The 18,330-nt window shown below is 58.1% G+C and carries 17 protein-coding genes, 4 tRNA genes and 1 riboswitch; of the genes, 9 read left to right on the top strand and 12 right to left on the bottom strand.

Going from position 1 to position 18,330, the window contains the following annotated elements:
- Nucleotides 1-76: 76 nt before the first annotated feature.
- Nucleotides 77-763 carry an energy-coupling factor ABC transporter permease gene (locus tag IV01_RS17170; protein WP_032627437.1) on the bottom strand — a complete coding sequence of 229 codons (687 nt, stop codon included), beginning with the start codon at nucleotides 761-763 and terminating at the stop codon, nucleotides 77-79.
- Entirely contained in the window at nucleotides 760-1,227 is a 468-nt protein-coding gene (locus IV01_RS17175; protein WP_032627436.1) for a hypothetical protein, read from the bottom strand. Before IV01_RS17175 ends, IV01_RS17170 begins: the two co-directional genes overlap by 4 nt.
- Before the next feature lie 251 nt (nucleotides 1,228-1,478).
- Between IV01_RS17175 and IV01_RS17180 the strand changes: the two genes are divergently transcribed.
- From IV01_RS17180 to IV01_RS17190, 4 genes are all read left to right on the top strand, one after another.
- Nucleotides 1,479-2,108, top strand: a complete 630-nt coding sequence (locus IV01_RS17180; RefSeq protein ID WP_032627434.1) for a DUF1780 domain-containing protein — start codon at nucleotides 1,479-1,481, stop codon at nucleotides 2,106-2,108.
- A complete protein-coding gene (locus tag IV01_RS17185; RefSeq protein ID WP_032627433.1) occupies nucleotides 2,105-2,614 on the top strand; it encodes an MOSC domain-containing protein in 510 nt (169 codons plus the stop codon). The genes IV01_RS17180 and IV01_RS17185 overlap by 4 nt, the downstream gene beginning before the upstream one ends.
- Before the next feature lie 23 nt (nucleotides 2,615-2,637).
- The gene (locus IV01_RS0124830) at nucleotides 2,638-2,811 is read left to right on the top strand and encodes a DUF3094 family protein (RefSeq protein ID WP_032627431.1); all 174 of its coding nucleotides are present in this window, start codon (nucleotides 2,638-2,640) and stop codon (nucleotides 2,809-2,811) included.
- Between the two features lie 69 nt (nucleotides 2,812-2,880).
- A complete protein-coding gene (locus IV01_RS17190; RefSeq protein WP_032627429.1) occupies nucleotides 2,881-4,179 on the top strand; it encodes an NAD(P)/FAD-dependent oxidoreductase in 1,299 nt (432 codons plus the stop codon).
- Between the two features lie 153 nt (nucleotides 4,180-4,332).
- Here IV01_RS17190 and mntP read toward each other — a convergent pair whose 3' ends face one another.
- Nucleotides 4,333-4,899: a manganese efflux pump MntP gene (mntP, locus tag IV01_RS17195; protein WP_032627428.1), complete on the bottom strand. Its 567-nt coding sequence runs from the start codon at nucleotides 4,897-4,899 to the stop codon at nucleotides 4,333-4,335.
- 4 nt (nucleotides 4,900-4,903) lie between these two features.
- Nucleotides 4,904-5,075: riboswitch (yybP-ykoY riboswitch) on the bottom strand.
- Nucleotides 5,076-5,252: 177 nt separating this feature from the next.
- On the opposite strand from mntP, the gene IV01_RS17200 reads away from it, so the two are divergent.
- Entirely contained in the window at nucleotides 5,253-6,743 is a 1,491-nt protein-coding gene (locus IV01_RS17200) for a diguanylate cyclase domain-containing protein (protein ID WP_032627425.1), read from the top strand.
- A gap of 233 nt (nucleotides 6,744-6,976) precedes the next feature.
- Here IV01_RS17200 and IV01_RS17205 read toward each other — a convergent pair.
- The 7 genes from IV01_RS17205 to rluD all read right to left on the bottom strand — a co-directional run bounded on the left by IV01_RS17205 (nucleotide 6,977) and on the right by rluD (nucleotide 12,117).
- Nucleotides 6,977-7,053 (bottom strand) — tRNA-Pro (locus IV01_RS17205).
- A gap of 100 nt (nucleotides 7,054-7,153) precedes the next feature.
- Nucleotides 7,154-7,229: transfer RNA gene (locus tag IV01_RS17210), tRNA-Lys, on the bottom strand.
- Between the two features lie 5 nt (nucleotides 7,230-7,234).
- A tRNA-Pro gene (locus tag IV01_RS17215) sits at nucleotides 7,235-7,311 on the bottom strand.
- Between the two features lie 21 nt (nucleotides 7,312-7,332).
- Nucleotides 7,333-7,408 (bottom strand) — tRNA-Asn (locus IV01_RS17220).
- Nucleotides 7,409-7,693: 285 nt separating this feature from the next.
- A complete protein-coding gene (gene clpB / locus IV01_RS17225; protein WP_032627424.1) occupies nucleotides 7,694-10,258 on the bottom strand; it encodes an ATP-dependent chaperone ClpB in 2,565 nt (854 codons plus the stop codon).
- 171 nt (nucleotides 10,259-10,429) lie between these two features.
- Nucleotides 10,430-11,158 carry a peptidoglycan editing factor PgeF gene (gene pgeF, locus IV01_RS17230; RefSeq protein WP_032627423.1) on the bottom strand — a complete coding sequence of 243 codons (729 nt, stop codon included), beginning with the start codon at nucleotides 11,156-11,158 and terminating at the stop codon, nucleotides 10,430-10,432.
- Nucleotides 11,155-12,117, bottom strand: a complete 963-nt coding sequence (rluD, locus tag IV01_RS17235) for a 23S rRNA pseudouridine(1911/1915/1917) synthase RluD (RefSeq protein ID WP_032627422.1) — start codon at nucleotides 12,115-12,117, stop codon at nucleotides 11,155-11,157. The genes pgeF and rluD overlap by 4 nt, the downstream gene beginning before the upstream one ends.
- 148 nt (nucleotides 12,118-12,265) lie before the next feature.
- On the opposite strand from rluD, the gene IV01_RS17240 reads away from it, so the two are divergent.
- The 4 genes from IV01_RS17240 to IV01_RS17255 all read left to right on the top strand — a co-directional run bounded on the left by IV01_RS17240 (nucleotide 12,266) and on the right by IV01_RS17255 (nucleotide 16,687).
- Nucleotides 12,266-13,279 (top strand): outer membrane protein assembly factor BamD, encoded by a 1,014-nt coding sequence (locus tag IV01_RS17240; protein WP_032627421.1) that lies wholly within the window; start codon nucleotides 12,266-12,268, stop codon nucleotides 13,277-13,279.
- Between the two features lie 246 nt (nucleotides 13,280-13,525).
- A complete protein-coding gene (locus tag IV01_RS17245) occupies nucleotides 13,526-13,771 on the top strand; it encodes a PP0621 family protein (protein ID WP_032627419.1) in 246 nt (81 codons plus the stop codon).
- Nucleotides 13,761-15,353, top strand: a complete 1,593-nt coding sequence (locus IV01_RS17250) for a sensor histidine kinase (protein ID WP_032627417.1) — start codon at nucleotides 13,761-13,763, stop codon at nucleotides 15,351-15,353. The genes IV01_RS17245 and IV01_RS17250 overlap by 11 nt, the downstream gene beginning before the upstream one ends.
- 2 nt (nucleotides 15,354-15,355) lie before the next feature.
- Complete coding sequence (locus IV01_RS17255; protein WP_032627416.1) at nucleotides 15,356-16,687, top strand: sigma-54-dependent transcriptional regulator; 1,332 nt, start codon at nucleotides 15,356-15,358, stop codon at nucleotides 16,685-16,687.
- 115 nt (nucleotides 16,688-16,802) lie between these two features.
- Here IV01_RS17255 and thiO read toward each other — a convergent pair whose 3' ends face one another.
- Nucleotides 16,803-17,909 carry a glycine oxidase ThiO gene (thiO, locus tag IV01_RS17260; RefSeq protein WP_032627414.1) on the bottom strand — a complete coding sequence of 369 codons (1,107 nt, stop codon included), beginning with the start codon at nucleotides 17,907-17,909 and terminating at the stop codon, nucleotides 16,803-16,805.
- Between the two features lie 23 nt (nucleotides 17,910-17,932).
- Nucleotides 17,933-18,328 (bottom strand): type IV pilin protein, encoded by a 396-nt coding sequence (locus IV01_RS17265; RefSeq protein WP_032627412.1) that lies wholly within the window; start codon nucleotides 18,326-18,328, stop codon nucleotides 17,933-17,935.
- Nucleotides 18,329-18,330: the final 2 nt, after the last annotated feature.

Genomic DNA, 18,330 nt, shown 5'->3' with positions numbered 1-18,330 from the left:
CCTTCGCAAGCAAGCTTGCTCCCACAGGTCATAAATTCCAATTCAGATCTGAATCTTCATTTGAAAGGAATCGGCCTCAGATATCGCCCTCATCCTTCCACGGCGCCGACAAGTAGCGCGTTCGATTGAAGGTCTCCAGCCACTGCGGGCTGAACACCACCAATGCGCTGATGATCATGCCGTTGATGAACGCTTCAGGAAAAATGATCAGCCAGAGATAGCCGATAAAGTCCTCAAGAAAGATCGGCATCTCGAAAATCCCGTCGTACCAGAGCACCGCAAGCGCCAGTAACAAACACAGCAGGCTAGCCAGCGCAGCAGCCAGAAACCCCGAGCAGAAGATGTAAACGAACGGGCTTTTCGGCTGCGCCCTTTCTACCAGAACAGCGCAGGCTTCGGTGACCACCACAGGCAGGGCGATGAACAACAGGCCGTTTATCCCCAACGCAGCCAGATCCTGCCGCCCCAAGGCCAACAGCCCCAGCTGCGCTGCAAACCCGCCAACCATCGCCAGCGGCCAATCCAGCAGCAGGGTTACGGCCGTCATGCCAATGAAGTGGTAAGACACGCCGGTATCGAAGTCGCGGCGCACCAGCCACAGCAGAAACAACGCGAACACCGTGGCAAACAGCACGTGTTGCCGACGACTATCGGTAAACAGCTCGATCCACGACGCCCGCCAGACCGCGCAAACCAACACTGGCACATACAGTAGCCAGCCGAGCATCATGGTTTGCGGGGTCAGGACCAGCGCGCCGATCATGGTTTTTCAAGTGCCTCGCGGAGTGCGTCAGGGCCATTGAACTCACGCCGTTCAATCAGCTTGCCGTCTTTAAGTTGTAGCCACTGAACGGCGGCCGGATCACCGCCATAGCCCGGCGCGATCTGCGCCTCGCGATCCAGTGCTACCCGATAAGAGTAGACCTTGCGCATCTTCGGCACCGCAAAGAACTTGGTGACATACGCCGGCATGGGCTCGATATTGGCGATGAACACGGTTTTGCGGGCCTCAAGAAAACCCTTTGGTTTGTCCTTGAGCGCCTTTTCCATGATCTTGCCCGCGCTCATGCTGCTGGCGACCAGAATCGTCTGGGTTTTCGGCGGGTCCATGACATAAGGCTCGTCGAACTGATCGAACAGGCTCCAGGACGGCAGCGGATCGCCGATTTCAATGGCCTGAGCGGTGAACGGCAACAGGATCAACAGCAGAAAGGTCCAGAGTTTCAAGGGTGCAAATCTCCCGGATGGATTCGTGGGTCAACAAGATAACGGAAATAGACGCCAGGTTGGTTGATCCGGGTGGGTGAAGGCCGATTCTGCAGGAGCGCGCTTGCCCGCGATGACGGTGTGTCAGCTGCTGACTTGCGGCTGACACTCTGCTATCGCGGGCAAGCGCGCTCCTACGGGTCATTACTTGCTGTGGCTACGCGTATCTTTGTTCTTCCAGTCCCCCCGACTTGAACGCTAAGCTTGGCCCTATGGATGACTCAGACTACCTTCGCCTGCTCACGATCCAGGCCGAACAAGCCAACGCGTTTCTTTCCAATGCGCGAAAGTGGGAGCGTGAGCGATGGGTTTGTCAGCGATTACTGCAAGGTTTGAACATCGCCCACCGCAACGAAGACTTCACCGCCGCCGGGCAGGAACCCCCGGATGTGCTGTTTCGCGATGCCTGCTTCGAAGTATTTTTTGTGCTGGACGAAGGCCGTCGCCTGAATGACGAGTGGCGCGAAGAGCTGGCACGGCGACGTGGGGCGTTTTCCCTGAGCCAGTTGGTGCGCCGCGAAGCCAAGCCCAAACGCATCCCCGCATCTGAGCTGTTGCAACGTCTGGGGCCAACCTTGCGCAAGAAAGCGCAAAACTATAAAGAGCGCGGCCTGGACCTTGGCGAGCTGGATATCATTGCTTTCACCAGCCTGAAACGCGAAGTACTGGACTTGAACAGCCACTTTCCCCCGCCCACCGAATACCTGCGCCAGGGCTGGCGCTCGCTGTCGCTGGTCGGCCCGACCTTTGCCCGCGTGTTGTTTGCCCACCCCGATGCACCAGATTTCCTGCGGACCAACCTGGGTCGCAGTGTCGTATTTGATGTTGGAATCAGCTTATGAGCCCCCTGCAAGAACTCCTGGCCGATGTACCACAGACTGGCCGTGTGCGCTGGATCGGGGTCCGCCCCGAATCACGCGGCGAGATGATCGAGCTGGAAGCCGTGGAAGCTCGCCGTGAAGCTGGATTGACCGGCGACCACGCCCGCCCAGGCCCACGCAATGCCCGGCAGGTGACGCTGATTCAGTGGGAACACTTGGCGGTCGTCAGTTCTCTGCTGGATCGCCCCGCCGATCAGCCCATCGTGCCTCAGGACCTACGGCGCAATCTGGTGATCAGCGGCATCAATCTATTCAGCCTCAAGGGTCGTCGCTTCAAGATTGGCCAGGCCATTCTGGAAACCACCGGCTGGTGCCAGCCCTGCGCCCGCCTTGAGCAGCGCCTGGGCCACGGCACTTTTCAGGCGGTGCGCGGCCATGGCGGAATTACTGCGCGAGTGATACAAAGCGGAATCATTCGCCTTGATGATCCGTTGCGTGTCGAACCGCTGGAGATCATCGTTGAATAATCGTCCTCTTTTGTGAGGCTCCCATGTCCAGCCGCCTGAACCCTGAAGACCAAAAGCGTGTCGAAGAGTACCTGCAAGCCCCGCAGCATCAAGTCGAGCGCCGCCCTTTCCGGCCATGGCTGCTCCTGATCGTGGTGGTTGCGGTGGTGGTTGCCCTTGGCCTGTTGAGCCGACTTTTGAGTTATCTGACGCTATGAGCAGCACTTGGCCGCTCGCGCAGATCGACTCAGCCTCCCTGAATTCCTTAAACCTTATGAGATATCCCTATGACTCATCGTATTGTCATCGTTGGCGGCGGCGCTGGCGGTCTGGAGCTGGCGACCCGCCTGGGTAAGACCCTGGGCAAAAAAGGCAGCGCAGCCGTGACCCTGGTCGACGCCAACCTGACGCACATCTGGAAACCACTACTGCACGAAGTGGCAGCTGGCTCGCTCAATTCCTATGAAGACGAGCTGAATTACGTGGCTCAGGCGAAGTGGAATCACTTCCAGTTCCAGCTCGGCCGCATGACCGGCCTGGACCGCACGACGCGGCAGATTCATCTCTCGGCAACCCTGGATGAAAATGGCCTGGAACTGGTTCCGGCCCGCAGCCTTGAATATGACTCGCTGGTGATTGCCGTCGGCAGCACTACCAACGACTTCAACACGCTGGGCGCGGCCGATCATTGCCTGTTCCTCGACAGCCGCGCGCAAGCCGAGAAATTCCACCAGCAACTGCTCAATCACTACCTGCGTGCCCACGCAGGGCAAACCGATGTCACCAAGGAAATCACTGTCGCCATCGTCGGTGCCGGGGCAACCGGTGTCGAGCTGGCGGCGGAACTGCACAACGCGGCTCACGAATTGGCGGCCTACGGCCTGGGCCGGATCAAGCCGGAAAACCTGCGCATCACTGTGATCGAAGCAGGTCCGCGGGTGTTGCCTGCTCTGCCCGAGCGTATCGGCGGGCCTGTGCACAAAACCCTGGAAAAGCTCGGAGTGACTGTGCTGACCAATGCCGCAGTGAGTGAAGTGACCGCCGACTCGCTGATCACCGCCAGTGGCCAAGTGATTCCGGCGCAGCTCAAGGTCTGGGCAGCAGGCATTCGTGCGCCAGGCTTCCTGCAGGAAATCGACGGGCTTGAGACCAATCGTATCAACCAGCTGCAAGTACGCACGACTTTGCAGACCACCCGCGATGACAATATTTTTGCCTTCGGCGACTGCGCGGCCTGTCCCCAGAAAGGCTCGGACCGGAATGTCCCGCCACGAGCCCAAGCCGCGCACCAACAGGCGTCCTTGCTGGTCAAGTCGTTGCGCCAGCGCATCGAAGGCAAGCCATTGTCGGAGTACAAGTACACCGATTACGGCTCGCTGATCTCACTGTCGAAGTTCTCTGCCGTGGGTAACCTGATGGGCAACCTCACCGGCAGCGTAATGCTCGAAGGCTGGCTGGCGCGGATGTTCTACATTTCGCTGTACCGTATGCACCAGATGGCACTATACGGCACCTTCCGCACCCTGATGCTGATGCTGGGCAGCCGCATCGGCAAAGGCACCGAGCCGCGCATGAAGCTGCATTGACAGGCCTGACCCTGTAGGACCATTTGATCCGAAGGAGCGCGCTTGCCCGCGCCAGCGGTGGTTCAGTCGAAAAATTATCGCCTGATCCAACGCTATCGCGGGCAAGCGCGCTCCTACAGGTGCTCCACTCCAGATCAGTGAGCCGCGACGACCTTAAACCGACAAATGCTCGTACAGAATCGTCGCACCCACCAGCATCAACACAACACCACCAACGATTTCCGCTCGTTTGCCGACCATGGTGCCCAGCACTCGGCCAAGCATGACGCCGATGGTCACCATGGTCATGGTTGCCAGACCGATGGCTGCTGCGGCGACCAGAATATTCACATCGACGAAGGCCAGCCCTACCCCAACCGCCAGCGCATCAATACTGGTCGCGAACGCGGTGACGGCGAGAATCAGAAATGAATGCTGGCCGGGTTTCTCTTCGTCGCTTTCATCTTCGTGTTTCAAGCCGTTATAGATCATGTGCAGCCCCAGGATCAGCAACAGCGTGAATGCGATCCAGTGATCCCAACTTTCCACAAACCGCGATGCCGCGTGGCCGATGGCCCAACCAATGATAGGGGTAATCGCCTCGATGACACCGAAGATAAGACCGGTGCGCAGGGCTTCGATAAAACGTGGCTTGTGAAGACTGGAGCCTTTTCCGATAGCCGCTGCGAAAGCGTCTGTGGACATGGCCAGGGCAAGGAAAATCAGGGAAATGGGATTCACGGTTACTTCTCAGTCGGGCTATGAGTCAACGACACGTCCACACGCCCGACTTTCGGCATGGATGTGTCGCTGGTCTCACCAACCAAAAGGTGTTCGCACCACGGCTGCTGCCGAGAATGTTGATACGAACGCTCCCGAGATAACTCAGAAGCAGGTTACTCCCCAACGAGGACCGGCATCATAGCCGCTCCTTTATGAAAATACTGTTAAACCGCAGATAATTTTCACTGCTCATCTGCCTGTTCGGATTACAGACTTGTCCAGTCGACGAGCCTGTACGGATCTGTGCCCAACGTTGACAACCTAAGCAGCGCCAGACGATCATTCGCGCCGAACCGGACCTGGAAGCGGTGATGATCACCTCGGAAACATTCTGGAAGCGACCCGGTTGGTTATTCTGCGCGCTGCTTCTGCTTATTCACTTTGCCAGCGTCAAGCTGACTTTCCTCTGCGCCGTTACGCAGGACAATGTCGTGGTCGTCTGGCTGCCCAATGCCGTTCTGCTGGCGGCACTGCTGCGCTCCGAAGGTCGACGCGCCCCGCTCCTGGCCGCCGTCACCTTCAGTTCTGATGTGCTGGGCAATCTAAGTGAATTCGGCTTGATGGAAGCCGTGCTGCTCAGCGCCGTCAATCTGACTGAAGTCACCATCACCTTCCTGTTATTGAAACGTACCGGTGCCAACCTGCGATTGCAGCGCCTGGAAGATCTGGTCAAGTTCATCCTCGTCGGGCCATTGATCGGCGCACTGACGGCCAGTCTGCTGGCGGCCCTGGTTCTGCAGCAGGTCTCAGGTGCAACCAGTGCTTATCTGACGCTGGTCCGCTTATGGTGGTTTGGTGACGCCCTTGGCCTGCTGATCTATACCCCGCTGTTGCTGGCATTCATCCAGCCACTACGCCAGCAAAAACGCATTACCCGATTCGACCATATCCTGCTGGCCGTCACCCTCCTGCTGTTGGTTGCCGCCGCCGCCGCCAACTATGGCGGCGGCATGGATGAGTTTACCGTCTCACCGACGCTGCTATTGCCAGGTGCTGCGGTCATTGCCTTTCGCTTTGGCATCCGTTGGACAGCGATTTTCGTAGCAATCATTTCCCTGTCAATCACCTTGATGATGACCTCCGGGCTCAAGCCGTTCGGTGATTTGCCTATGCAATTACAAGTGCTGCGCGCGCAGGAGTTTATCTTCACGCTATGTCTGATCGGCATCGGCTTTGCGGTTTTGCTTGAGGAGTTACAGGTGCGCGAGCTTGAGCTGGAGAGCCGCGTTCGGGGTCGGACGCTGGAGCTGGAACGCTCGAATCAGCAATTGGCGGCGATCAGTAATACCGACGGTTTGACCGGTATCCCCAACCGCCGTCAGTTCGATCAAACCCTCATGAGCGAGTGGAACCGCGCGCGACGCAATGGCCATGGGTTAATGCTGGCGATGCTCGATGTGGATTATTTCAAGCAATACAACGATCACTACGGGCATCAGGCCGGTGACGATGCATTGCGCCAGGTTGCTCTGGCGCTTCAGAGCCACGTGCGTCGTAGCGGCGATTTCGTTGCGCGCTACGGCGGCGAAGAGTTCGCCATCATTTCTCAGTCCGGCAGCGAAAGCCACGCGATAATGACCGCCGAGATGATTTGTCAGGCCATTGAGGGCCTGAATCTGCCCCATGCGACATCACCGTTCAAAACTCTCACTGTCAGCCTGGGAGTTGCTCTCATGATCCCCGACGAACAGAACACCACCACCGGCCTGCTGAAAGCTGCCGATACGGCGCTGTACTACGCCAAACAGCGCGGACGTAATCGGGTTGAAGTAGCTGAGGGTGACGCCAGCAACCTCCTGTAGGAGCTCACGAGCACCGCGAGGCAGCGATGGCGATCTGCATGATACACCGAGCCATCGCTGCCTCGCGGTGCTCGTGAGCTCCTACAGTTGTCGTGTGTTTTCAGAACAACTGCATTCGTCGCCGTCGTAACCTCCGATGGCTCCTACAGGGGTAGCTTGTTCACGATCTAAACGTATGGACGCAAAAAAGCCCGATCTGCGCACAAGGCTTAAATCAGGCTTCTTTGTAAATATGGTCGGGGTAAGGGGATTCGAACTCCTGACATCCTGCTCCCAAAGCAGGCGCGCTACCGGACTGCGCTATACCCCGGTGAAACTTTTAAAGACGCCTCAACTAGCCGTCTGCGATTTGATGCAAATGGCATCAAATCTGTAAGATTCGGCCCCAACATTGCTGTTGAGGCCAAAAATGGTGGGTCGTGTGGGATTCGAACCTACGACCAATTGGTTAAAAGCCAACTGCTCTACCAACTGAGCTAACGACCCAAAAATGGTCGGGGTAAGGGGATTCGAACTCCTGACATCCTGCTCCCAAAGCAGGCGCGCTACCGGACTGCGCTATACCCCGATACAGCTACATATTGAAATCTGGCTCCACGACCTGGACTCGAACCAGGGACCCAGTGATTAACAGTCACTTGCTCTACCAACTGAGCTATCGCGGAACTTATCGATTTCAGATGCAACTTCTACAACTTTACAGCCTTGAACTAACGCGCTGTTAACTTGTTAATTCAACCTCTTCGATGTGTTTGCATCGCTGCGTTCACGTCTCTGAGGCGCGCTATTCTACAATTTTAAAAAGAGGTGTCAACCCTTTAAATTGCTTTTAAGACAATGATTTGCGATTTTTTTTCAGATGGCCTTTCAGCCCTCGCAAATGAGTCTCTTCACAGCGCCAGGGTCGCCAGCGATAAAACATCACCGGCGAACCTGAGCGGCGAATCCTATCAGTTGAAAACGATCTCGTCATCGACCACGGTGCCGGTAACACTCGAACCCGGCATAAAGCCACCCGACAGAATCAGCTGCGCCAACGGGTTCTCAATCCAGCGCTGGATCGCACGTTTAAGAGGGCGTGCGCCATACACCGGGTCATAACCTACGGCGATGAGCTTATCCATCGCCTCGGGGCTCAGCACCAGCGACAGCTCACGTTCGGTCAGACGGCTGCGCAGGCGAGCCAGCTGAATATCCGTGATGCCGGCAATCTGGTCGCGGGCCAGAGGTTCGAAGATCACCACTTCGTCGATCCGGTTCAGGAACTCCGGTCGGAAGTGAGTACTCACCGCATCCATCACCGCCGCGCGCTGCGCTTCGCGATCCCCCGAAAGCTCGATGATCTGTGCCGACCCCAGGTTGGAGGTCATGACGATCACGGTATTGCGAAAATCCACCGTACGCCCGTGACTGTCGGTCAGTCGGCCGTCTTCGAGCACCTGCAGCAGGATATTGAACACATCCGGGTGAGCCTTCTCGACTTCATCCAGCAGGATCACCGAGTAAGGCTTGCGACGCACAGCCTCGGTCAGATAACCGCCCTCTTCGTAGCCCACATAACCTGGCGGCGCACCGATCAGACGGGCCACGGAATGTTTCTCCATGAACTCGGACATATCGATACGGACCATGGCCTCCTCGGTGTCGAACAGAAACTCGGCCAGGGCCTTGCACAACTCGGTCTTGCCAACACCGGTAGGGCCCAGGAACATGAACGAGCCGCTTGGGCGATTCGGGTCCGACAACCCGGCACGGGAGCGCCGCACCGCATTGGAAACGGCGACCACCGCTTCGTCCTGCCCGATAACACGGTTGTGCAGCAGGCTTTCCATCTTCAGTAGCTTGTCGCGCTCACCTTCGAGCATTTTGGCCACCGGAATGCCCGTCCACTTGGACACCACCTCGGCAATCTCTTCTTCGGTCACTTTACTGCGCAGCAACTGGTTTTCAGGCTTGCCATGCTGGTCGACCATTTGCAGGCTGCGTTCCAGATCCGGGATGATGCCGTACTGCAATTCAGCCATGCGGTTCAGATCACCACGACGGCGTGCGGATTCCAGTTCCTGACGCGACTGCTCGATTTTCTGCTGAATTTGCGCCGAACCGGTGACTTCAGCTTTTTCCGAAGTCCAGATTTCTTCGAGGTCAGCGTATTCACGTTCGAGCCGGACGATTTCTTCCTGAAGTTTTTCCAGGCGTTTGATCGCGGCTTCGTCGTCTTCTTTCTTTAATGCCTGGGATTCGACCTTCAGCTGAATCAGGCGACGCTCAAGACGGTCGAGCACCTCCGGCTTGGAGTCAATCTCCATGCGGATGCGGCTGGCGGCTTCGTCAATGAGGTCGATGGCCTTGTCCGGCAACTGGCGATCCGTGATGTAGCGATGGCTCAATTTCGCGGCAGCGATGATCGCGCCGTCAGTGATCGCCACTTTGTGGTGAACCTCATAGCGCTCTTTCAGGCCACGCAGGATCGCAATGGTGTCTTCCTCGCTCGGCTCATCCACCAGGACTTTCTGGAAGCGACGTTCGAGAGCCGCATCCTTCTCTATATATTGGCGGTATTCATTCAGCGTGGTGGCGCCCACGCAATGCAGCTCGCCGCGGGCCAGTGCGGGCTTCAACATGTTGCCTGCGTCCATGGAGCCTTCGCCTTTACCGGCGCCGACCATGGTGTGCAGTTCGTCGATGAACAGGATGATCTGCCCGTCCTGCTTGGACAGTTCATTGAGCAACGACTTCAGGCGCTCCTCGAACTCCCCGCGGAATTTCGCACCGGCAATCAACGAGCCCATGTCCAGAGACAGCAGACGCTTGCCTTTGAGGCCATCGGGCACTTCACCATTGATGATGCGCTGCGCGAGACCTTCGGCGATGGCGGTTTTACCCACGCCAGGTTCGCCGATCAACACCGGGTTGTTCTTGGTCCGGCGCTGCAATACCTGAATGGTCCGACGAATTTCGTCATCACGACCGATCACCGGGTCAAGCTTGCCCTCTTCGGCACGCTTGGTCAGGTCAACGGTGTATTTGTCCAACGCCTGGCGGGACTCTTCGACATTCGGGTCATTGACCGCCGAACCGCCGCGCAGGTTGGTAATTGCATTTTCAAGCGCTTTTTTGCTCACGCCCTGGCCGAGCAGCAACTTACCCAGCTTGCTGTTCTCGTCCATGGCTGCCAGCAACACCAGTTCGCTGGAAATGAACTGGTCGCCTTTCTGCTGCGCCAGACGATCCGCCTGATTGAGCAGACGCGCCAGATCCTGGGACATGTTCACGTCGCCGGTGGGGTTCTGGATTTTGGGGAGTTGGTCGAGCTCTTTGCTCAACTCTTTACGCAGGCTGTTGATGTCGAAGCCCACCTGCAGCAGCAATGGCTTGATGGTGCCGCCCTGCTGATCAAGCAACGCCTGCATCAAGTGCGCAGACTCAATGGCCGGATGGTCGAGACCAACCGCCAGGGATTGGGAATCCGATAACGCTAACTGTAATTTGCTCGTCAATCTATCGATACGCATTAGTCACCTTCCTTCTATAAGCAGGCCGGAGCAATGAACACACCTATAACGAAAACCTGCTGGATGCCCAGTACATGCGGGCAATTATCTGGGATTCAAGCAGGACATGATTGATGCAGGTCAGAGATATGCCAGCAAGCCTAGCTGGCTTGCGCACAGCTTGCGTGGTGATCAGGCGCGATCAATCCAGATCAGGGAAGCAAAGCGGCCATTGCGGGCGCTTTGGCGGTAGGAATAGAAGCGTGGATCGGTAACGGTGTCGAAACCACCACCGTAGACGGCAGTAACTCCGTGAGCAGCTAGACGCAAGCGGGCCAAGGCATAAATGTCGGCCATGAAACGGCCAGGATTCTTGCTCGGTATAAAAGCAGCACTGGTTTGCGGATGGGTGCTTATAAAAGCCTCGCGGACTTCCCCACCGACTTCGAATGATGGCTGACCAATAGCCGGGCCAAGCCAGACCAGAATTTGGTCGGACGCGACTTCGAGGCTATCGGCAGCTGCTTCCAGCACGCCCGCCGCCAGACCGCGCCAGCCTGCGTGCGCTGCTGCTACGCGAGTCCCGGCCCTGTTGCAGAACAGGGCCGGCAGGCAATCAGCGGTCATGATCGTGCAGGCGATTCCGGGGGTGGCGGTCCAACTGGCATCCGCTTCAACAACCTGAGTCGGATCGGCTTCTGCTACCACGATGCCATGCACCTGCTTGAGCCACGCCGCCTTAATATCCAGCTGAGAGGTCAGACGAAGGCGATTGGCAGCAACGGCCTCCGGATCGTCATCGACATGATCGCCCAGATTGAAACTGTCGAACGGCGCCAGGCTGACGCCGCCGCTACGGGTAGTGACGCACGACTTGATCCCCGCAGGCGCGGGCCAGTCAGGGATCAGCCAGTCATTCACCCGATGAACGCCTCACGGTCCTGCTTGAGCAGCGACAGCAGCCAGACGAAATCGTCAGGCAGTGGCGATTCCCAGCTCATGCGCTTACCGGTGGTCGGATGATCCAGCTCCAGGAAGCGTGCATGCAGCGCCTGACGCGGGAAGGTTTTCAGCGAATCAACCATGGTCACGCTGGCTGCCGGTGGAATACGGAAGCGGCCACCGTAGGCCTGATCGCCCACCAACGGATAGTTGATGTGCGCCATGTGAACGCGAATCTGGTGAGTACGGCCGGTTTCCAGTTTGACCCGCACGTGAGTGTGGGATCGGAAACGTTCGAGCACGCGGTAATGACTGACCGCCTGCTTGCCGCCTTCCATCACTGCCATGCGCTGACGCTGCTGACCGTGACGGCCAATCGGTGCATCGATCTTGCCGCCCGCCGTCACGACGCCGATCACAATGCATTCATAGATGCGGCTGACGGTGCGGCTTTGCAGTTGGGTCACGAGCTGGGTCTGCGCCTGAATCGTCTTGGCCACCACCATCAGACCGGTGGTGTCCTTGTCGAGACGGTGCACGATGCCGGCACGCGGCACGTTAATGATGTCAGGAACGTGGTGCAGCAAGGCATTGAGCAGCGTGCCGTCGGCGTGACCGGCAGCAGGATGAACTACCAGACCGGCGGGCTTGTTGATCACCAGAATCTGGTCGTCTTCGTAGACGATATCGAGCTCGATGTCCTGGGCGACCCATTCTCCCTGGGCCTCCTGCTCGGCAATCAATTGAAGAACAGCACCACCGTGCACGATGTCACGAGGGCGCAATACGCCTCCGTCCACCGTCAAACGGCCGTCCTTGATCCAGGCAGAAAGGCGCGAGCGCGAGTGCTCAGCGAATAATTGTGCAGCGACTTGATCGAGGCGTTGACCGCCCAATTCGGACGGCACCTCTGCGCGAAGTTCTATATTTTCGGACATGGCCAGACTAGGTGGCGGCTAGCCTTTGGTTTCGGCAGCGCGCTTGTGGTTAAATACGGCGTCTTTTGCCCCGGGGGTTCCGCGGGGTGCTCATCATAACAGGACGGTCTCGCCCAAGACAGCGACCGTTATAGGGACGCAAGCCGCCATGCAAGTGAAACACCTGCTGCTGATCGCCATCCTCGCACTCACCGCTGCCTGTTCGTCGAAGGAAGTGATCGACGAAAACCTCAGCGAAGTCGAGCTGTACCAGCAGGCGCAGGCCGACCTGGGCAACAACAGCTATTCGACCGCCACTGACAAGCTCAAGGCGCTGGAGTCGCGTTATCCGTTCGGGCGCTATGCCGATCAGGCTCAGCTCGAGCTGATCTACTCGAACTACAAGAACGGCGAACCGGAGGCCGCGAAGTCTGCTGCCGAACGTTTCATCCGTTTGCACCCACAACACCCGAATGTCGACTACGCCTATTACATGAAGGGCCTGACATCCTTTGACCAGGACGTTGGCCTGCTGGCGCGCTTCCTGCCACTGGATCAGACCAAACGTGACCCGGGCGCTGCACGTGACTCGTTCAACGAGTTCGCGCAGCTGACCAGTCGTTTCCCAAACAGCCGCTACGCGCCGGACGCCAAGCAGCGCATGATTTATCTGCGCAACCTGCTGGCTTCCTATGAAATCCACGTAGCCGACTACTATCTGACTCGTCAGGCTTACGTAGCCGCTGCCAACCGTGGCCGTTACGTGATCGAGAACTTCCAGGAAACCCCATCCGTGGGCGACGGCCTGGCAGTGATGGTCGAGTCCTACCAGCGCCTGCATCTGGACGACCTGGCTGCCACCAGTCTGGAAGTGCTCAAAGCCAACTACCCGAACCACCCGCAACTGGTGGACGGTCAGTTCGTACCTCGTGAAGCTGAAGCCGACAACCGCTCGTGGCTATCCAAGGCGACATTGGGTCTGATCGAAAGCAATCCGCCGCTGCCGCCGGGCCAGACCCGCGCCAACCAGGATGTGATCCGTCAGTATCAGGACGCCAAAGACGCAATCCCGAAAGAGCTGCTGCCGGAAAATCAGGCCGAACTCGACGAACAGGAACACGAAGCAGAAGGTAACAACGATCGCTCGTGGTTCAGCTACATGACACTGGGTCTGTTCGACTGATCCAGGCGTTAATAAAAAGAGGCCTTCGGGCCTCTTTTTTTTGGGTTTGAATACGGGATGACTCTGGGAGCGAATTCATTCGCGAAGAGGCCATTACATTCCAACATCTTCGTTGGCCTTATCATTGCCTTCGCGAATAAATTCGCTCCCACAGGTTAGGTTTTTCCCACGACTGTATCGCCCCCAGAGACACAACCCCCCTCCTTCGCTACACTGCCAAAATCTCAAATCACTAAGCTGGAAATCATGGTTCGCTTAATTATGTGGGTCGCGCTGATCGCGGCGGCTGTGTGGTTTATCAAGCGTCTGATCAACCCTCCCGCACCGCGCCGCAAGCCCACTGCTTCAGCCACTGAAAACGCCGCGACGCCCATGGTCCGCTGCGCCCAATGCGGTGTTCATCTGCCACAGGACCGAGCGCTTGGCGAGGCCAATCAATGGTATTGCAGCGAGGCGCATCGGCTAGAAGGCCCTGCTGCACGTGATCGCTGACAAACTGTCACTCGGCAGTCCTCAGGCTCAGCGAATACTGCGGCTGTATCACCTCTATCGACTGACCATCGGCATCATGCTGGTGCTGTTGGTTTCGACCAGCCTCGATACCGAGCTGCTGGAAATGGCCAACCCGGCTCTGTTTCGCGCCGGGTGCTGGTTGTATCTCGTATTCAATATTCTGGTTGTGGTGCTGCTGGACCGTCCCAGCAACAACGGACGACTGTTTGCCCTGGCCATGGCCGATGCGCTGCTGCTTTCCGTGCTGTTCTACGCAGGCGGCGGCCCTCCCAGTGGTATCGGCAACGTCTTGATTGCCTCGGTTGCCATCAGCAACGTGCTGTTGCGCGGTCGCATCGGCCTGCTGATCGCAGCTGTATCGGCGATCGGCATTATCTATCTGACGTTTTACCTCAGCTTCAACAGCCCCTCCGCTGCCAACCACTACGTGCAAGCCGGCTCGTTGGGGGCGTTATGTTTCGCCGCGGCATTGATGGTCCAGGCCCTGACCCGTCGCCTGCTGATCAGCCAGGCCCTGGCAGAGCGACGTGCCGCCGACGTCGACAATCTTGAAGAACTGAACGCGCTGATTCTGCACCGTATGCGCACCGGCATTATCGTCCTCGACGCGAGGCGGCGGGTGCTACTGGCCAACCAGAGCGCGCTCACGTTACTGGGCCACGATCATCTGACTGGAGAGGTCATTGATAGCTACACGCCCCAGTTAGTCACGCGGCTGCGCCAATGGCTGGTCAACCCGGCGCTGGACCCACGCAGCATCTCCACCAGCGCCAGCGGGCCGATCCTGCAACCCGGTTTCGTCGCACTCAATCGCGGGGACCAGCGTCAGACACTGATTTTCCTTGAAGACTTGTCTCTGGTATCGCGCCAGGCCCAGCAGCTCAAACTCGCGGCACTGGGCCGGCTGACCGCAAGTATTGCCCACGAGATCCGCAATCCTTTAGGCGCGATCAGCCACGCGGCCCAGTTGCTCAACGAGTCCGAGGAGCTGGACAGCGAGGATCGTCGCCTAGGGCAAATCATTCAGCACCAGTCACGCCGCATGAACCGGGTGATCGAAAACGTCTTGCAGCTGTCCCGCAGACGCGATGCCGAACCCGAGTTGCTGGATCTGCAAACCTGGCTGGAGGCCTTCGTCGGCGAAGCTCGGTGCCACATTGCGCCGCATCAAAGCATTCACCTGGAAATCTACCCCGCATCGTTGACCACGCGCATGGACGCCGAACAGCTCAATCAGGTATTGAGTAATCTGCTGCAAAACGCTTTGCGCTACAGTGGTAAGCATCACGAGCAAGCGCAGGTCTGGCTCAGGCTGTTCCAAGACCCGTTGAACGACCAGCCGATTCTGGAAGTACTTGACGATGGCCCCGGCGTCGCGAGTGAGCACATGACCAAGCTGTTCGAACCGTTTTTCACCACCGAAAGTAAAGGCACCGGCCTGGGCCTTTATCTTTCACGGGAGCTTTGCGAGAGCAATCAGGCGCATCTGGACTACACATTTCGGGAAGGTGGCGGCAGTTGCCTGCGGATTACCTTCGCCCACCCGTTGAAGTTGAGTTGACCATGAGCCAACGGCCAAAAATCCTGATTGTTGATGACGAGCCCGATATCCGTGAACTCCTTGAGATCACGCTGGGCCGGATGAAACTCGATACCCGCAGCGCCCGCAACGTCAAGGAAGCCCACGACTGGCTGGCGCGGGAGCCGTTCGACCTGTGCCTGACCGACATGCGCCTGCCCGACGGCAATGGCCTGGAACTGGTGCAGCATATCCAGCAGCGCCATGCCCAGGTGCCGGTAGCTATGATCACGGCCCACGGCAACCTTGATACCGCGATCCACGCGCTCAAGGCTGGTGCGTTCGACTTTCTGACCAAGCCTGTTGATCTTGGTCGCCTGCGGGAACTGGTCGGCAGCGCCTTACGCCTGCAGTCACCCAGCCAACCCGAACGCGCCATCGACCGGCAGCTGCTCGGCAACTCCGCTCCGATTCGCGCCCTGCGCCAACAGATTGGCAAACTGGCCCGCAGTCAGGCTCCCATCTACATCAGTGGTGAGTCCGGCAGCGGCAAGGAATTGGTCGCCCGCCTGATTCATGAACAAGGGCCACGGGTTGACCGGCCTTTTGTCCCGGTCAACTGCGGTGCGATCCCGACGGAACTGATGGAAAGCGAGTTCTTCGGCCACCGCAAAGGCAGCTTCAGCGGCGCCCACGAAGACAAACCCGGGCTCTTCCAGGCGGCCAATGGCGGAACGCTGTTTCTCGATGAAGTCGCCGATCTGCCCATGGCTATGCAAGTCAAACTGCTGCGGGCGATTCAGGAGAAATCCATCAGGAGTGTTGGCGATCAACAAGAGTCGGTGGTGGATGTTCGGGTGCTGTGCGCCACCCACAAGGACCTGAGCGCTGAAGTCGCTGCCGGACGCTTCCGTCAGGATCTGTATTACCGGCTGAACGTTATTGAGCTGCAGGTCCCTTCATTGCGCGCACGCCGGGAAGATATCGAGCAATTGGCCGCCCATGTTCTCAAACGCCTGACGGGCACTCAGGCCGTCGTTCATCTTGCGCCCCAGGCAATGGAAGCGCTGAAAAGCTACCGCTTCCCCGGTAACGTGCGCGAACTGGAGAACATCCTTGAGCGCGCCCATACGCTGTGTGAAAACGATCAGATCAACGTCTCCGACCTGCGTCTGGCCCACACCGCCCCAGCCGAACAGGACAGCGCCAACCTCGCCGACATCGACAACCTTGAAGATTACCTGGAAAGCATCGAACGCAAGTTGATCCTCCAGGCACTGGAAGAAACCCGCTGGAACCGAACCGCCGCCGCCCAACGCCTGAGCCTGTCGTTTCGGTCGATGCGTTATCGGTTGAAGAAGTTGGGGTTGGAGTAGAGGGGACTCGGTATCCCGTGGGAGCGAGCTTGCTCGCGAAGGGGGCTGCACATCCGACAAGTATTTTTTTGCCGGACCCACCGCATTCGCGAGCAAGCTCGCTCCCACATGTTCGTTAATGGCTCTGCAGAACCCTACCCTGCGGCGCATACGGGGCGGCATCAATCACGGGGTCACGTCCCAGCAGAAGATCCGCCAGCAACTGACACGATGCGGGGGCCAGTACCAGACCGTTGCGATAATGCCCGCAGTTTAGCCAAAGCCCGGCAAATCCGGACAGCGGCCCAATATAAGGGATCCCTTCTGGCGACCCCGGACGCAAGCCCGCCCAGTGCGCAACCACCTCGGCATCCGCCAACGCAGGGATCAGCTCCACCGCCGAAGCCTTCAGACTTGCCAGCGCCACAACGGTAGGGGTTTTATCGAAGCCTTCATGTTCCAGCGTACTGCCCACCAGGATGTGGCCGTCCCGGCGCGGAATCGCATAACGCCCCTTGGCCAGCACCATGCTCGGCAGAAAATCCGCCGCGCACTTGTACAAAATCATCTGCCCTTTGACCGGCTCGACCGGCAATTCAAGGCCAAGGGTCTTGAGCAGTTCGCCACTCCAGGCGCCGGCCGTGAGCACAACTTCATCCCCAAGAATGTTGCCGACGCCCGTCGTTACGCCCGTCACCCGCTCGCGGTCCCGGACAAAGCCCGATACTTCGCACTGTTCCATCAGCGTGACATTGGGCATGGCCATCAAGGCTGCTTTCAGGGATTTGACTAGGCGCGGATTGCGCACGTTGGCGACATTGGCCATATAAATCGCGCGGCTGTAGCCCTCACCCAACACAGGCACCGCATCGTGCACGGCTGAAATATCTATCGCGCTGAGCGGCCGGTGTTCGCGAGTGGCCCAGTCCAGCGCTTCTTGCTCGTCGTCCAGATCCAGCCAGTACAGGCCAGTGGTATGGACCTCAGGATCAATACCCGTCCGGGCAAAAAGACGCTCGGCCAGTTGCGGATAAAAGTCCTGGGACCAATGAGCCAGCGCCGTGACTGCCGAACTGTAGCGCCAGGGATAAAGCGGCGAAACGATCCCGCCTCCTGCCCAGGAAGCCTCTCGCCCCAACCCGGAACGATCCAGCAGCGTCACATGCTCTGCCTCGGAGGCGAGGTTAAACGCTGTTAACAAACCGATGACACCGCCACCGACAATCACAACCTGCTTGGACATCGTGTTCTCGTTTTGAAGAGGGCTCAGCGGCCCCAGCAGTCTTTGGTTGTTACCCCGGTAGCACCGGGGTTGGTTCGCAAACCTGTGTTGGTAATAGTGAAAACACCGCACTTATCGTTAGCCATAAGGCCTTTGCCGGTGGCAGCCAAGGAGTAGGTCTGGGGAGTCAATGTGCCAACGATCGTATAGTAATCATTACCTCCGCTGACGGTCGCGTTGGTATACGTGCCATTGCCAGCCCCTGAATAGTAACGTTCCAGCGCCTGAGTCTGTTCCGCCAATAGACTTGCGATGGCAGACCGCTGGGTACGCTTCGTGTACTCGGTGTAATTGGGGTAAGCGATGGCCGCCAGAATACCGACAATCGCCACCACAATCATGAGCTCGATCAAGGTAAAGCCTTTGGATCTGAAACGCATGG

The sequence above is a fragment of the Pseudomonas syringae genome (assembly GCF_000737245.1).
Taxonomy (GTDB): Bacteria; Pseudomonadota; Gammaproteobacteria; order Pseudomonadales; family Pseudomonadaceae; genus Aquipseudomonas; species Aquipseudomonas syringae_J.
This window is presented reverse-complemented; position numbering and strand designations above follow the sequence as displayed.

Excerpts from the sequence above, each read along its gene's own strand:
- IV01_RS17245 (WP_032627419.1), top strand. The coding sequence starts at position 13,526 with ATGGTTCGCTTAATTATGTGGGTCGCGCTGATCGCGGCGGCTGTGTGG.
- IV01_RS17185 (WP_032627433.1), top strand. The coding sequence starts at position 2,105 with ATGAGCCCCCTGCAAGAACTCCTGGCCGATGTACCACAGACTGGCCGT.
- IV01_RS17255 (WP_032627416.1), top strand. The coding sequence starts at position 15,356 with ATGAGCCAACGGCCAAAAATCCTGATTGTTGATGACGAGCCCGATATC.
- IV01_RS0124830 (WP_032627431.1), top strand. The coding sequence starts at position 2,638 with ATGTCCAGCCGCCTGAACCCTGAAGACCAAAAGCGTGTCGAAGAGTAC.
- IV01_RS17200 (WP_032627425.1), top strand. The coding sequence starts at position 5,253 with ATGATCACCTCGGAAACATTCTGGAAGCGACCCGGTTGGTTATTCTGC.
- IV01_RS17265 (WP_032627412.1), bottom strand. The coding sequence starts at position 18,328 with ATGCGTTTCAGATCCAAAGGCTTTACCTTGATCGAGCTCATGATTGTG.
- IV01_RS17190 (WP_032627429.1), top strand. The coding sequence starts at position 2,881 with ATGACTCATCGTATTGTCATCGTTGGCGGCGGCGCTGGCGGTCTGGAG.
- IV01_RS17170 (WP_032627437.1), bottom strand. The coding sequence starts at position 763 with ATGATCGGCGCGCTGGTCCTGACCCCGCAAACCATGATGCTCGGCTGG.
- clpB (WP_032627424.1), bottom strand. The coding sequence starts at position 10,258 with ATGCGTATCGATAGATTGACGAGCAAATTACAGTTAGCGTTATCGGAT.
- thiO (WP_032627414.1), bottom strand. The coding sequence starts at position 17,909 with ATGTCCAAGCAGGTTGTGATTGTCGGTGGCGGTGTCATCGGTTTGTTA.
- rluD (WP_032627422.1), bottom strand. The coding sequence starts at position 12,117 with ATGTCCGAAAATATAGAACTTCGCGCAGAGGTGCCGTCCGAATTGGGC.
- IV01_RS17180 (WP_032627434.1), top strand. The coding sequence starts at position 1,479 with ATGGATGACTCAGACTACCTTCGCCTGCTCACGATCCAGGCCGAACAA.
- IV01_RS17240 (WP_032627421.1), top strand. The coding sequence starts at position 12,266 with ATGCAAGTGAAACACCTGCTGCTGATCGCCATCCTCGCACTCACCGCT.